This is a genomic window from Colwellia sp. E2M01 (assembly GCF_018860585.1).
GTDB lineage: Bacteria > Pseudomonadota > Gammaproteobacteria > Enterobacterales > Alteromonadaceae > Colwellia.
This window is the reverse complement of sequence record NZ_JAHKPR010000016.1, coordinates 121018-136532: the sequence shown is the minus strand read 5'-3', so window position 1 is coordinate 136532 and position 15515 is coordinate 121018. Positions and strand designations below refer to the sequence as shown.

The 15515-nt window shown below is 35.4% G+C and carries 14 protein-coding genes; 4 read left to right on the top strand and 10 right to left on the bottom strand.

Annotation, left to right across the window (positions count from 1 at the left end):
* Nucleotides 1-389: 389 nt before the first annotated feature.
* Nucleotides 390-1940: a capsule assembly Wzi family protein gene (locus tag KO502_RS03180; protein ID WP_216021103.1), complete on the bottom strand. Its 1551-nt coding sequence runs from the start codon at nt 1938-1940 to the stop codon at nt 390-392.
* A 360-nt stretch (nt 1941-2300) separates the two neighbouring features.
* Between KO502_RS03180 and KO502_RS03175 the strand changes: the two genes are divergently transcribed.
* Together KO502_RS03175 and KO502_RS03170 are read left to right on the top strand one after the other, a co-directional pair.
* Complete coding sequence (locus tag KO502_RS03175) at nt 2301-3365, top strand: hypothetical protein (protein ID WP_216021102.1); 1065 nt, start codon at nt 2301-2303, stop codon at nt 3363-3365.
* Nucleotides 3366-3383: 18 nt separating this feature from the next.
* Nucleotides 3384-4490 carry a glycosyltransferase gene (locus tag KO502_RS03170; RefSeq protein WP_252730477.1) on the top strand — a complete coding sequence of 369 codons (1107 nt, stop codon included), beginning with the start codon at nt 3384-3386 and terminating at the stop codon, nt 4488-4490.
* Between the two features lie 129 nt (nt 4491-4619).
* On the opposite strand, the gene KO502_RS03165 is transcribed toward KO502_RS03170, so the two are convergent.
* The gene (locus KO502_RS03165) at nt 4620-5228 is read right to left on the bottom strand and encodes a TIGR04211 family SH3 domain-containing protein (RefSeq protein ID WP_216021101.1); all 609 of its coding nucleotides are present in this window, start codon (nt 5226-5228) and stop codon (nt 4620-4622) included.
* 260 nt (nt 5229-5488) lie between these two features.
* Between KO502_RS03165 and KO502_RS03160 the strand changes: the two genes are divergently transcribed.
* Together KO502_RS03160 and KO502_RS03155 are read left to right on the top strand one after the other, a co-directional pair.
* A complete protein-coding gene (locus tag KO502_RS03160; protein WP_216021100.1) occupies nt 5489-7222 on the top strand; it encodes a CYTH domain-containing protein in 1734 nt (577 codons plus the stop codon).
* Nucleotides 7223-7301: 79 nt separating this feature from the next.
* Entirely contained in the window at nt 7302-8225 is a 924-nt protein-coding gene (locus KO502_RS03155; RefSeq protein WP_216021099.1) for a L,D-transpeptidase family protein, read from the top strand.
* Between the two features lie 85 nt (nt 8226-8310).
* On the opposite strand, the gene KO502_RS03150 is transcribed toward KO502_RS03155, so the two are convergent.
* The 8 genes from KO502_RS03150 to KO502_RS03115 all read right to left on the bottom strand — a co-directional run bounded on the left by KO502_RS03150 (nt 8311) and on the right by KO502_RS03115 (nt 15387).
* Nucleotides 8311-8568: an Lpp/OprI family alanine-zipper lipoprotein gene (locus KO502_RS03150; RefSeq protein ID WP_216021098.1), complete on the bottom strand. Its 258-nt coding sequence runs from the start codon at nt 8566-8568 to the stop codon at nt 8311-8313.
* 372 nt (nt 8569-8940) lie between these two features.
* Nucleotides 8941-9261, bottom strand: a complete 321-nt coding sequence (locus KO502_RS03145) for a hypothetical protein (protein ID WP_216021097.1) — start codon at nt 9259-9261, stop codon at nt 8941-8943.
* 106 nt (nt 9262-9367) lie between these two features.
* Nucleotides 9368-10009: a hypothetical protein gene (locus KO502_RS03140; protein WP_216021096.1), complete on the bottom strand. Its 642-nt coding sequence runs from the start codon at nt 10007-10009 to the stop codon at nt 9368-9370.
* A gap of 113 nt (nt 10010-10122) precedes the next feature.
* Complete coding sequence (locus KO502_RS03135) at nt 10123-10818, bottom strand: PspA/IM30 family protein (protein ID WP_216021095.1); 696 nt, start codon at nt 10816-10818, stop codon at nt 10123-10125.
* Nucleotides 10819-10879: 61 nt separating this feature from the next.
* Nucleotides 10880-11293: a DUF2170 family protein gene (locus KO502_RS03130; protein ID WP_216021094.1), complete on the bottom strand. Its 414-nt coding sequence runs from the start codon at nt 11291-11293 to the stop codon at nt 10880-10882.
* Between the two features lie 268 nt (nt 11294-11561).
* Nucleotides 11562-13253: a polyamine aminopropyltransferase gene (locus tag KO502_RS03125; RefSeq protein ID WP_252730476.1), complete on the bottom strand. Its 1692-nt coding sequence runs from the start codon at nt 13251-13253 to the stop codon at nt 11562-11564.
* Nucleotides 13254-13455: 202 nt separating this feature from the next.
* Nucleotides 13456-14370 carry a DUF350 domain-containing protein gene (locus KO502_RS03120; RefSeq protein WP_216021092.1) on the bottom strand — a complete coding sequence of 305 codons (915 nt, stop codon included), beginning with the start codon at nt 14368-14370 and terminating at the stop codon, nt 13456-13458.
* A gap of 24 nt (nt 14371-14394) precedes the next feature.
* A complete protein-coding gene (locus KO502_RS03115; protein ID WP_216021091.1) occupies nt 14395-15387 on the bottom strand; it encodes a hypothetical protein in 993 nt (330 codons plus the stop codon).
* Nucleotides 15388-15515 lie beyond the last annotated feature (128 nt).

The following is a 15515-nucleotide window of genomic DNA, read 5'->3' as shown; positions in this document are numbered from 1 at the left end:
TAATATATTTAACTAACCGCAGACATAAAAAAACCCGCGGTAATTAGCGCGGGTTTTAATTTATTTCTACTTTTATTCAATAATAATTTAGTTTTGAATAAGCAATAAAACCTAGCCGCGCATAATGAATGCGAGGAGGAGGTTAGTGTTAATGTGCTTAATCATTTTTATCATTGTGATGTTCTTTTTGCGCTGGCGAGATTATACGGAAAATACCGATAAAAATCACTCGTTAAATAAATGTATTCAGTAAGCTATTAATAACGTATTTAGTTATTGGCTGTCAATGGTTGTTTTACTTAAATATAATATTGTAAGTAACTTTACGTTTTGCGTGAATAAAGCTGTTTTTGACTACCTTAATTTGCGTTTAACTTAGTATGTTTAACTTAGTATAGATATTCCCACTTTATGTAAGCATCAACATCTGTACCGTTTTCATAAATAAGATCGCCACTTGTTGTATTACCAAAAGTATTAACGTTATCACCGTAATCAGAGTTAGTTACTAAAACGCCAAGGGTGAAACGTGAGTCTAGCGCGATAAACTTATACTGGCCATCAAATTGTAAAATATCTTCAGCAACTTTTGATATTGTGTTACCTAAGTTAATATCATTAGGGTATAGGTCTATGTTATCGGTATTTAAATCAACTTTTCTAAATTTGAGTTGCCAACTATTACCTGCTTTGGTTTGCATTAAAAAGGTAGCAACTATTGATTTTGCATCATTATCATAAGTTGAGCCTATGGTGCGGGTATAATAATGGTAGCCACTCTTATAAGTACGGTGTTCATAAAAACAATTGAGATCGTTTTCGTCAAAAGCTTCAATATTAAAACAAGGTACTTGAGTATCAGTGTACTCAATATTAGCGAATACTCGTTGATTAAATAAAGAAAAACGTGTTTCTATACCGAACATATCTGCTTTATCTGTAATAACCCCAGCATTTGGCGAACCATCTTCACCTAAGGTTTGAAAATACAACGCGTAAGGCAAATCAAAGATCGTATCTGACCAACGGATATCATAACCGGCTAAGTGATTAGCTTGAAAGGTGGTTTGTGAAGGATCACAGGTGGGTTCATTATTGGCACATTCTTTACTGCCAGTAAGTATATCGAAAAAGTCTTTAATGGAATCAGGTTGCTCTTCTCCAGCCCATTGAAAAGACCAAGATGCCCCCAATTCTAAGCCTCTAAAAGGTCTAATTGTAGCGCGGGTGCTCCACATTAATGCTTCAGAAATAGCTCTGTCTTCTTCAAGTTGTGCCATTTGTGCCGTTAATGTCCAAGGACCTATCCAACTCAACCAAGGCGTTTTAAACGCCTCAGAGTTGTCACGCGTAATACTTATTGCCGGTAATGGTCTAGCATTTGTGGTCATGACTAAGTTGGTATCAATCCCAGGTCCCCACCAGCGGTCAATAGCTCCTGCGGTTAATGCCCAGTTCCCTATTTTATAAGCAAGGTAACTGCCATCAAGGTTAATATCACTACCTTGCTTTAATTCTGGGTTATCATCTAAACCAAGTCGATAGTTAACTTGAAGTTTTCCTGCAAAATTACCAATAAAAAATTCATCTGATGTTTCAATGCCGCCTTTGTCGAAATCGGCGTTACCATAACTGGTAAAACGTTTTTGGCTTGTTGTTAAAGATACTGATTGTTTTGCTATGTTTTCGTTATTAGAGGCATATTTAAAGTTATATCTTACATGGTTAAGCGCTTGTAATTGAGCATCATTGAGTAATGAGGTATTTGCAGACAAAATATCGCTCTTGATGGCGTTCCACATTAATGGATAGGTTGTTACTGGCGCGGTGATAATACCGGCATCAGCAAGTAATTGGATATCATTACGTAGGGCAAGATCATCGGGCTCTATCCAGGGAGCGGCAACACTTATATTTAAACACGTTAATATAATTAACATGACCCAAAGCGGCTTTAACAACATTGAAATATCCTAAAAAATGAACCAGTAAAATAATAATTATTAGCTAGAAGAGCGTACACCGATGCTATGAAAATAGTATTCATAAACATTATAAAATAAGATTTAAACGCTTAAAATTGTTGAGATTGTAGCAGTGTTATTAATTTAACTCATTAATTGTTTGGAGTTAAAATAATAAACGCAAAAAACTACAATAGGTATTAGCGGAAAGTATTGTTACAGGCTTTTGTTTTCAGGTAAAGTACAGGGTTTCAGTCTTTATAGTTATCTTGTCTTTAGTGGGAGCGTAAGCACTTTCACTTAATGTCTTCTGCTATTTTATCTAGGTATGTGCTTATGCAACCGAACTGTATATTATTTATTCCTGTTTCTTCACCTTCTGGTATTGGTGAATATATGCGTTCAATGATTATAGCTACAGCATTACAGCAACGTTGGCCGACAACAAATATACATTTTATTTTGAATACACAAGTTTCTTATATTGATGATTGTCCTTTTACCGTTCACACCTGCAATGGCTCGCCAACAAAACATTCCAAAAAAGTGAATGAGGTGATGAAAAATATTAAACCTGATTTAGTTATTTTTGATGCTTCAGGGCGTGCTTCCCAGTTTAAACAGGCAAAAGCGGTTGGAGCAAAAGTCGCCTTTATTTCACAACATAATAAAAAACGCAGCCGTGGATTAAAATTAAACCGACTATTTAATACTGACATCCATTGGGTGGTACAACCTGACTTTTGTATTAAGCCGCTTAATTATTGGCAGCGTTTTAAGTTAAAGGTATTTAATAAAAAAGTTCCTGAAAATGTTGGTGCAGTATTTGAGTTAAGTGAAAAAAATGAACAAGTAGCGCTATTAGCACAACTATCACTTACAAAAAATAATTACTTTATTTTTAACGCGGGCTCTGGCGGACATAAAATTGATAATGAGTTAGCGACAGATATTTATTATCAAGCAGCGCAAAAGTTGCAACAACAAACCGCACAAAAATGTATTGTGTTATTTGGCAGTAATTACCCAAAACCATTACCTGTAAATGAACATATAACTTGTATAGAAAGTATTGATAATAAGGACTTTATTACTCTATTACTCAATGCCCGCGGGTGTGTACTTAGCGCGGGTGATTCATTATTACAATGTATTGCCCTACAAAAACCTTGTGTGGCAGCGCCTGTTTCACCTGATCAACCTTCGCGTTTAAAGACGTGCGAGCAAGAAGGTTTAGTTTTTTCAGCAAAGGCTACGGTTAATAGTTTAGAAGCACAAGCTACTCTTATGCTCGATAAAGCCAAATATGACGCTATGACTCATCATTTAAAAAGCAGCTCAGCCAAGAATGCTTTAGCAATAATCACAGGTGATATCGCTTCACTGTTTGCAGCAAAATAAATAGCCTTAAGGTAATAAATGAAAAATAGTGAAATGAAAAATGTAACTATAGTTATTGACGGCTTGACTGGCGGTGGTGCTGAGCGAGTGATGCTAAGTTTAGCCGCTGAAATGGTAAAGCAAGGTCATAGTGTTATGCTTTTATCACTTGGTAACCGTTGCGATTATGTTATTCCTGAAGGCATTGATGTACATTTTTTGTTTGATGATAAAGCCAGTAAAGTTGATCGATTTTGGCGAATTAAAGACAGTGTTAACAAATTAGAAGCCTGGTTTACTAACAATAATAAACCAAATAACCCTTTTCATTTGGTGTTATCTAACTTAGATCGTAGTAACAATTTACTTGCTCAGAGTAATGTTGAAAATGTTTATTATATTATCCATAACAGTGTGGAGGAAGAGTTACAGCGTCAAAAAAAATTAGGTCCTTTTGCTTATTGGTATTTATTAGCCTCGAAAAAAAACTTATCTGGAAAAAACTTAATATCGGTTTCTAAAGGAATTGAACGGGAGATAGTGCAGGGAAGTATAATCACACCGAATAGCATTCGCACTATTTATAATCCGTTCGATCTAGAGGATATTCAGCAGCAAGCGTTACAAGGTAATAGCGAGATCCCTCAAGAGCCCTATATTATTCATGTTGGTAGGCTTGCAAAACAAAAACGTCACGACATTTTATTTGCTGCATTAGCGCAAGCATCAACCGATGCTAAATTGGTGTTATTGTGTAATAAGCCAGATAAAGCATTAAAGTTAGCTAGAAAGTACGGTGTTGCTCAACGATTAATTTTACCTGGTTTTCAAGAAAATCCATATAACTGGATAAAGCAGGCAAAAGCACTTGTGCTTAGCTCTGATTACGAAGGTTTTGGTAATGTTTTGGTCGAAGCTATTGCCCTTGGTACTAAGGTGCTCAGTACCGCTTGTCCACACGGACCGGATGAAATTTTAACGAGTAATTTAGCTGATTTTTTAGTGCCAAGAAGAGACGTAAAAGCATTAGCGAAAGTGCTTGATAGGGTTTTAGTTACCGACTTTGAATTGAATGAGGCAGAAATACTTAGCAAAGTACGAGCAAGCGACATTGCTAAGCAGTATTTAAATTTAATAACGTCGTAAATAATTACTTATCAATATGCTATTAAAGTTTTTAGCTTTTTTGGGCTTTTAAAATATAAGAAGTAGTGTTTAATAGCGTTATCGTGTTCCAATTAACTATTGAAACACGTTCATAATATACAGTTGCTACTAAGACCAGCTATCCATAGAGCCACGACGACGAGCGAATAGTTTTGGTAAAACTAAACCTAATATTAAACCAATACCTAATACTAATGCGCCATTAAAAAACCATTGCTTTTTAATGTTAGTATCTTGGTCTTTGATCTTGGCTTGCGTTCTTTCTAATGTCTTCGTTAATTCGGTAAGCTCAGTGGTAAGGTTCGCTTTCTCATTTGTTAATAAATTAAGCTTACTATTTAATTCATTTACTTCACCATCAAGCTTACTAGTAAAGTTAGTGCTATCAGCTATTTGTTTATTAAGATCAGCAACCACAAAACGTAGTCCGGCCTGAGTTGTGACATATTTGCTTTCAACCCAAGCGGTGCGGTTTTGTTCATCGATAATTTCACTATAGTTATTATCGCTCGCTCCGGTTATCTTGATTTCAGAGCCAGCTGTAATTGTTCCTAAAATTCTGTAGTTGGTACCAGGGCCCGTATGCATGTATATGAATAAGTCATCAGATATATACCCTGGCTTATATTTGTTTTCTGCAGCATGAGTTGCCGATAAAAAAAGTGAGCTAGAGAAAGTGATAACAATCATTGTTATAACAGTAATAACGTTATTCATAGAAAAACCAATGTAGTAAATTAAATCAAAGAAGAGAAGATATTATGTGTTTGCTGCTTTGATCGCAAGCTAAGAATTTTATAGTTATGAGAAAATAGCGCTAAAACCAATAATTAAATTAACTTTTTGTATCAGTATTTTTACTTTTTTTTTACGTGTGTGGACAGGCAATTAAAGCGACTATGCTATTGGCATATTGGGATACTAACGGTATCCTTACTTACAAACTACAGGTTATTAAAAATATTAATTAGGATAAAATGGTTACTGAAATAGAATTAAAGTATTCCTTACTTGAAAACCCAAAGCTAACAACATCTGAACAAATTAATACGGTTATAAGTCAATTATTTACCGAGCAGCAACTTACTTTTGTTCAACAAGAAAAGCATTTAAGTAATTATTATTTTGATACTCCTGAGTTCACACTGCGAAAACAACGTATAGCATTACGCACTCGAGGTACTAAAAGTGCAGGTGAAAATGAACGTTTTGAACAAACAATTAAAAAATCAGGAACTGTCGTTGCGGGTTTACATCAAAGGCCTGAATATAACGTAGATATTGATAATGCAAAACCAGTACTTGCCTTGTTTCCTACAGAAGTTTGGCAAACAGATACTGATGTAAATCAGTTACAGCAACAAGTTATAGAATTGTTTTCGACTAACTTTACTCGTAATACTTGGTTGGTCACTATGCCAAGTACTCCAGGTGACAATCAAGGTGATACGCAAATTGAAGTTGCTTTTGATTGTGGTGAAATCGCTTGTTCGGGATATGGGGAAAAACCGCGTATTTTTGAAATAGAGTTGGAATTGGTGAGCGGCACTAGGGATTCGTTATTTACCTTAACTGAAATATTGTTTAGTCAGTTAGCATTACGCCCCGGTCAGTTAACTAAAGCGGCGCGAGGTTATGCTTTATATCGAGAAAGCATTGCCACTAACAATGATAATCAAGTTGATAATATAACAGAAGTAAATCAACCTGTTACCGTAAGTGCTATTAACACCAGCTTTAATTCTAGTTTTAACCCAATCATTAACTCAAGCGTCGATTTAGCAAAAGGTGTTTCACCTTCACTAAGGGACGCTTTTATTCATGGCTTATCAACAAGGTTAACGCAATTACAATTAAATGTTGATGCGTATGTTAGTAGCTGTAATGCTGATACAGATATTATCAATAAAGCACAAATGTTGTCTTCATCACAATTAATTGAATTGCAGAAGATAAAAAGCCAACTTTTACTGATGAGACATGGTTTTTACTTATTTGATGAGATTACTTTTGAAGATGAAAAGGTGATCGCTGCAGAGTTAAGTTATTTTATCGATACCTTAGTTTGGGTTGAGCCACAGCTTTATAACCGAGTATTTTCTCAAAACTTGTTAGAGCAATTACCACAATCATTAAGTTCTACAATCGAGTTCGAGCAAGTTGACGAACCAGTCTGCTTGTCCAATTCAGCAGCACTCACCGTTTTACATAGCGAACGGTTTAATCAATTACAATTGAAGTTATTGATATTATTTTTAAAAGACAGCGAAAATCAACATGACGTTAAGCAAAAGCAAGCTCCATATACATTGAATAATTTTGCTGCAAAGCAACTTACTCATAATATTGAGAGGGTTAATAACGAGCTGATTAACCTATCAAAAATAGAGCCATCATTATTCCTTAATAACTATCAAAATATAGAGGTTTTATTGAATAAAGCGTTATCAACAATCAGTTGGTTTAGCAGTGTATTTACAGATAATGAAAATGATATAATAGAGACGTTTAACTCTCCCTTACTCGATATTCGTAGTAACTTAAAAGAGTTACAGTGCTTAACTGAATTGCAGTTGAAATTTGCGAATACACAGCAAGAGCCTTTAGAAGAAAAACAGTTAAGCGCCTTAATAGAAAATAAATGCACACACCTTTGTATCGAAATCAAACAGTCATCAGTACAAGCTTTAGCAATGCAACCATATTGGTAACTTGAATTTAAGTAAGAATGTATTTTGCATTACAGCATTAAAACAGCTTAGTTGATCAACAACAGTATTAATTAAAATTATGAAGAAAATCTCTAAAAAATTTCGCTTACTTTCTATCTCGTTTGGATTATTTAGTTTACTGATCGCGAGTAAACCAATAATGGCAACGGTTTATGATCTCAGTAATATTAAGAACCGCTTAATCGGCGAACCTATCATTCATACTGTTGTAGAAGGAGATTACTTTCAACAACTAGCTGAAGATTACAATGTCGGCTTTTTAGCACTTATTGCCGCAAACCCAACACTCGACCCTTTTTTATTAGAGGAGGGGGCTGAGGTGGTTATTCCTAACCAGATGTTATTACCTTATGCTCCACATGTAGGTATAGTTATTAACTTACCTGAGTTACGCTTATATTACTTTTCACCCACTGAAAACAAAGTACATGTTTTTCCTGTAGGTATTGGACGTGAAGGTTTAACGACACCATTAACAAATACTGTTGTCGGTGAAAAACGTAAAAATCCGGTTTGGCGACCAACTAAAGAAATGCAAGAACGTCATTTTGAAGAACATGGTGAGTACCTACCAAAAGAAGTACCTTCAGGACCAGACAACCCGTTTGGTAAATATGCAATACGCTTAGATACGAGCGAATATTTAATTCATGGTTCAAATAAACGTTTCGGTATAGGCATGCGTGCTAGCTCAGGTTGTATCCGTATGTATGACGATGATATTGAGTGGTTATTTAATAACGTGCCTGAAAAAACGAAGGTAAGAATAATTAACCAACCAGTAAAAATGTCTTATGAAAAGGGTGGTAAGCAATTAATTGAAATTCATCAACCGCTTACTGATGAAAAAGAAGAGACTAAAGACAAAGTTATTTTAACGCGTGCTTTACAACGTTTTGTTGGTACTAAGCGTGAGCACTGGCAACAGTTAATTCCAGTGTTAGATCAACCCCAAGGTTTGGTTATTGAGTTAACAAATTAAGTATTTGAATAAAAGCAGAGATATAAAAAAGCACCCTAGGGTGCTTTTTATTTATTCACTATTGAAAATCAATAATTAATAAAGATTATTTTTTGTAAGAAGCTACAACGTTATCAATACGTGTGTTAGCTGCTTTAGCACTTTGAGCTGCGTCTTCAGCGGCAGATTTAGCTGCTGCTGCGTCAGCTGATGCTGATTTTTGTTGTGCTTCTAAATCAGAAACTTGAGCTGATAAGGCATCAACTTTGTTAGTTAATTTGCTGATGTTAGCATCAAGAGAGTCAGTGTTTGCACAAGCTGTTAATGCTAATACTAATGAAAGCGCTGTAATTTTTTTTAACATAATAATATCCCTAGAGAAGTTAGTTTTATTGGTTTATAGCAGTATGCCATAAAAAAAAACTATAACAAAGTAGTTACAGTTAAATTTTAAATAAGTATTAACTCCCTATGTTAATTAACCTGATCTCGGTTTCATAAATCTTTCTCTAGCAGCTATTCTCTCTCATTTCATCGTTAAATTTACCTGTAATAGACCAGCTATTGACGCGAAATTTTCCTTGCTTATTTTACCAAGGTACTCAAAGAAACTATCAAGCTAGAGTGAGAGATAAAATAATATTGTAAATTATTTCAATAGATTAAAAATATCTTAAACCGAATTAAGGTTAGTTATTGAAAATACTATATATTTTTATGATTTATACTTAACGGATTATGCTCCGTTAATATGAGAGATAAGATCATCCATAAGTTTTCGTTTAATTTCTAGCTGATCTTCGGCTTGTAACTGGTACTTTTGGGCAAGAATTTCATAATCACTAGGTGCTAAACTTACCGTTAAACGTGGACGTTTCGGTTTTTTATTAATTGGCAAGCCTAAAATATCACGTATTTGATCTGATGGACTTAAACCTGCTTCTAGTGCCTGTTTACGAATTGATAATTGAATTTTCTCATCCATATCAAAAGCAACTTGTACCGCTTTTATCGCTTTTACTGATGATTGCCATTTGTCAGGTATCTTTCTAGCCATGTTTTTCTCGCTACAGTAACGTTTGTGTTTTCTCTAAATTATATTTTATGTGAGTGATGCGTTAATTAGTTTGGTGTTTATAATTACTCTTTAACTTAACTTATAGCTAACTACCTGGGTACATATCAACAATATCGCTCAAAGGTCTAAATAAAGTTAAGCAAACCTCGGTATCACCGTCTTGCCAAACTTCGACATCAACACCTTTACTTTGATCTTCATTATAAAGAGTGTATAGCTCAAATTGCTCACCACTATCTTTACCTTCATAGGCGGATAAGTTTTCACTGCGATGATCTTTACGATGAAAAAAACCAACAGTGGCAAATGCACTTTGTTGGTATTGCTCGCTACTCCACATAGTGGTCAATGCTGAGTCTGCTTGTTTATCTAAAAAAGCTTCGCCCGGCTCATCAAAAATTTGAGAAAACTCATCTAAATCAAATAAAGTTTCTACATCTTCATGTTGAATTTTTAACGACAATTTAAGCTCGGTAATATCATCTACTTCGAGAGATAAAAATATCTCAAGATCATTGCTGCCAAGTAATGCCCATTCAGTTTGCACTCTATGTTCAAATTCGTAGCTGTTAATCGCTTTTACTTGAAACTGTTGCCCACGTAATGACTCAGGTAAAGCAAAGCTATCGGTTAGTACAACAATATCACCAATGAGTAATTGAGAAACTTTTGTTAGTTTTCTTGGTGCATCAGCTGATTTAGAAAATATTTTCTTAAAAAAACTCATAAGGTACCTTTTGCATGAAAGTATTAAGAGGTTGTTGGTAAAGGGATAGCTTTTAAATACAAATGAAAAAGCCAGTTAAACTAATTAACTGGCTTAGTAATCAATTATTCTTACTATTTTTGTGCTTGTTTCGCTTTTAAACGCTCTAATACTGAGTTAGCACTATTGTCTTGTGCGCCGATACCCGCTGCTTTTAATTGTGCTTGTAATGAGGTATCAGAATCTTCTGCAGCAAGTAATTCACCTGCTTTCATTTTATCATCAAATTTTTGCTGTTTAGCTTTAATGCGTTCTAAAGAATCTTTAGCACTCAATAGCTTAGAGTTGCTTGATGAAAAGTTATCAGTGATAGCTGAGGTTGCTTTTTGTACACTTTCTGTGGTTTTAACCATAGAAAGTTGACGTTTATGTTCAGCAACTTGACGCTCACTCTTTTTAACTAGCTCTTTCAAGCGAGTAGCACTGCCACTAAAGCTATCATGTGCTTGTTGTTGATCAGCTAAAGCACTTTCTAAGGTAGCAATTTTTTCTGCTACGGCTAATGCTAATGTTTCATCGCCTTTTTCTAGTGCCTGTGCAACATAACCTTCGTGCTCTGTAATTTCACGAGTTACACGGTCTATTTCACGCTTTGCTGCCATTTGCTCAGCCATAACGCCAGTTAAATCACGCTTCGCTTTGGTTAAGTGATTTTCAGCATCACGAATTTCTTGTTCAAAAATACGGGTAGCATTAGCATCTATAATAGCTTCACCAGCTTCTGATGCGCCGCCGCGAATCGCGGTCATAATTTTTTTAAATATACTCATTATTAACTCCTAACTTGGGTATTTAGTGATTGCTCAGTAGTGACTATGTATTTCTTAGTTACTAAAGTAAGTAATCACTCATATCATCAATGACTTCTACAGCATTATTACTTAATACCGCTAATTCATGTTCAACATCGTCAAAACTTGAATTAATCGATAATGCGCCGAACACTACGTATTTATCACCAATCTTTGAAAATGATGATAATGGCATAGGGATATTCATTTCTAACATGCTTTCATGCATTGCACTTAAACTGTCAGGTTTAACTTCTTCGACATCCCATAAATAGGTGATGCAGATTATTTGATCTTCGGTTACCGAAACAAAAATAGGTAACTCTTCACGCCCTAAAATGCTAATTTGTAAAACGTCAACTTCGCCTGAAATTGGTTGGCAATCAAAGCTCATTCCGGTGTCTGAATTATCTGCCAAGCTGTTTAAGTGATCGGCTATAGTATGAATATTCATGTATTTCCTATCCTTCCTTTCTTTAAGTAAAATGCAGATGACATATTATGTCGTCTGAAGCTAAATTTAACACCTTGACATATTATGTCAAGGTGTTTTTATAAACCAAGTGTGATCAATTGTTACTGCTAGTTGTGTTAACAGTATTATCCGTTATGTGTAATGATTATAAACTCTGCCCGTATGATTAATTGGTATTCAAATAGCCATATTCAAGTATTTTTATTAATAGCCCAAGTATTACTATGAGTAAGTTCAGGTTAAGTAACTAGTTTAAACCTTGTTGGTCTTGCCAGGCACTTTGATGTAATTGATAGATTGTGTGGCTGCCTAAAATATTTATGTCAATATCTGCTTTGTTGTCGTAAAAGTTATTAGGGAAAATAAACGCTGCCTTTAATATAGGTAAGTTTAACCATTGGTGCTTAACTGGTAGCTCTTTTAATTTATTTAAACGAGCTAATGGGCTTGCGCCGCTTTTAGAGGCGATAGTCCAACCCCATTCACCAAAACTTGGGACGTTATCGTGATATTGCTCTACATGAGAAAAGTCTGAAGCGGCTAACGTTTTACCAATAGCAATGAAAGAGTCTTTAGCGTGATAAGGACTGGTTGACTGAATGGCAATTAATCCATCACCAGCAAGTAATAAGTTAAGGCGAGCATAAAAGTTAACAGAGTAAAGTTTATTTAGATCAGGGTGGCTTGGATCGGGTAAATCAACAATAATGGCGTCGAATACTTGCCTGTTTTTTAACAAATCATTAATAGCAATAAAGGCATCGGCGGTAAGTATATTAACGCGATCATCTTGTAAACTACCTTTATTTAATGCTTGTATTTGATGTGCTAAACGTGAATTTACAGAGTTTTCAGGCAGTTTAAAAATTTCTATTAATTCGTTGTCTAAATCAATTAATGTAACGTTTTTAGGATTATAATTTAGTACGTCACGTAAAGCTAAACCATCACCACCACCAATAATGAGTATGTTGTCATGTCTGGCTGAGCCGGCCATAACCGGAGCAACAAGGTAGTCATGATAAATATGTTCGTCAATTGATGAAAACTGTAAGCGGCCATTTAAGTAAAAGTTAATAATATTATCTTGCTCAAGCCCCATATGACGTTCAGTAAAAGTAAGTTGTTGATAACGAGTTTTGTCGGTATGCACTACTTTATCTAAATAAAGAAGGCTGTTCATTTGGTTAAGCCATTGATTGCCATAATTAAACATTAAGACAATAATGAGCGCTAATGTTAAATGTAAGGCGACAAATGTTTTTCGCCAAGTTAGTTTTGACCAATAACGAATAATAAAAAAAGCACCGGCAATAAGGTTCAAGCTCGCCGTTAGTGCCGCCGCTTTACTAATATCAATACTGAGTAAAAATATAACCCAAATTGCAGCGCCAATACCGGCTCCAACATAATCAGCACCATAAATAGTACCTAAGTTATTGGCTAGATGGGCTTGATGAATATGTTCTCGAATCCGTGCAATAAGAGGAATTTCCATACCAATAAAAAAGCCTAAAATGACTCCGAAAAAATAAGGGCTATTAAAAGCTAACCAACTTAATTGTTTAAATACGCCACCCTGTGGTTTCATGTCAGGTGGTATTGAGAGCATGTCAGCAATTAATTGTGGAAATATTTGGGTAATAGCGATTAAACCACCAATAATCAAAATGGCAGAGCTACCAATTAAGGCAATAATGAGCTCAAGCCAAACAAAACCATTATACGCACAGCGAACTTTTCTGGCGGCAAATGCACCTAAGCCCATCGACACTATCATTAAACCAATCATGGTGTAGATAGTACTTTCCATCACTCCTAAAACGCGACCAGCATAATGAGACAGTAAATACTCATAAATAAGGCCACAACCTGCAAGCACAGCCATAGTTAGGATGAGTAATATGTCGTCGATTAAATGGTTATTTTTTTGAGGCATGTTGTTATTAATCATATTGAGTGGTGCGAGTGTAAAAGCCGTTTTTTGTCATTGTGAATCTATGTCGGTAATGCTTAAAATAAATCACCGCCTGAGTTAATAAACACGAGGCGGTGATTTTAGTTGTTAAATCATTATGGTTAATTTTTAAAATTAACGCTTACGGTACTTAAAGTTTAATCAGTAAGGAAAGCTGACTGTTTTAAGTCATCAATGCCGTTAAGATCATTGCAATAGCAATACTGGTTGCCATTTCAATACTAGCAACACCAATGTTATGTTGTTGATCTACTTCTTCAACGAGATTGATACCCCAAAGTACTATCCATTTTGCGATAGCGGTAAGAATGGCCACTAATAAGGTCATAATCACGCCAATAATTAACCAGCCAAGTAGGTTCATAACTAATGTGTCTGGATCATAAGTTAAAAAGTAACTAGCCGCTGTTACTGCTAGGGCTGTACTAATAGCTTGACCACTGTAACGAATAGCCAATGCAAGCTGACCTTTACTTAATGCTTCTTGTAAACAGTCTTCTTGGTTATTACTAGCATATTGTTTTTCACGAATACGTGTCACAATAAGTAACATGGTTTGAGCTACAATGAAGCCGCTAGTAATAGCGATGAAAGTATTTAAATTAAGCCCATCAACCCACAATAATACCGCGCGAATAACAATTGCAGTGGCAATAGCACCAGCGGCGTCAATGATACCAATAGTTAGGTTCTTCTCTTTAATTAAGGCATTTTTATCTAAGTGCTGCAAAGCTACTTTATCGTGAATAAAACGACCAACTTTAATCAGTATTAAACCATAGCCACCATAAGCTAACATGCCAATAGCTTCCATAGCGTAATTGGGGGCAGCTTCACCTGAAATTGCGCCAGTAAGTACTATTCCTAAAGCTAATATGCTACCAGCAACACTAATACCAAAAGCAAAATTATCTTCTTTAGCTAATTCTTCCGTGCTATTTACTTTTGCGCTTAATCCAGAAAGAAAACGCATAGCACCAAGTAATAAAATAGCAATGGAAACATCAATAGCTAAAATAGTTAATAATCTATAATTAAAGCTGGGATCAACACCAATGAGTTCGATAAATGTATTCATAATTCCTGTCCTATTCCTTATTTATTACTTGCCGCGTCTGAAACCGCGTGAGGTATTGGTGCTTGAGTTTCTAAAACTAGAGGTTTTACTTTTAGCGTAACTACTTTTCGATTTACTCGAGTAACTGCTTTGTTTAATGCTATTACTGCGAAATCGATTAGAGCTTGTTTGTGCTGTTTTACTTTGGCTTGATAAGCTTGAAGAGCCAGCTCGGTTTTTACTATAAGGGCTAGTAAATCGTTTACCGCTATTACTAAATGATTTTTTAGTACGAGTATCGAGTGCTGACTGTTGCTTTAATTGGCTTGGCGAACTGTAGCGTGTGCGACCATAGTCATTGTAATAGCTATAATTACGACGGCTTCCCCAGTCGTTATAATAAGTGCGTCGACCAAAAAGATCGCCCATCATAGAGTACATGCCATACCAGGCCCAAAATGACATACCATTACTGCCTGTTTGCCAACTACCGTAGCTTGGGTTACCTATTAACTGTTCACCAGTGCCAAAATCTTGCGCGTTGTTTGCTTGTTGACTTTGGCTTTTTGATAAAGAGTTAATGCGCGGTAATTGACCATCGGACATATCAGCTAAAACGTTAAGAGGATCACTTAATGCGTCTGAAAAAAGTACAGGGTCTGCTGCTTGGTAGATATTAAGTAATTCGTTATAACGATCTTGTGAAGATTCAAACATCTGTGGTTGTGTTTTAACCGTATTAACTCTATCTAATAAGGCCCTATACATAGGTCCATCAGTTGTGGCATCTTTACGAAATTCATTAATTAATGGTGCTAAGTTTCGCTTATTAACAATAACCTTATCGGCATATTGATTAATTAAAGTCGCATTACGTACTTGCCCATTAGTTAATGCTTGGCCAAGCTGAGCAACACGTTGCTCAGTTATTGGTAATTGTTGTTCAATTTGTTCTTTTACTGGATCGCCACAGCCTATTAAGCTGAGTGTGGTAACCACGATAAAAAACAATGAAATCGGGGATTTTAGTAGATGCATTTCTGCCTTTATCTCCTTAAAAATACAGTATTATCTTATTAAGTAACTTGAGTTTGGTTGAATATACCTTTCTCTAGTCTTTATTTTCTCTAACTTAATCGTTAAATTTACTTGCAATCGACCAGTCA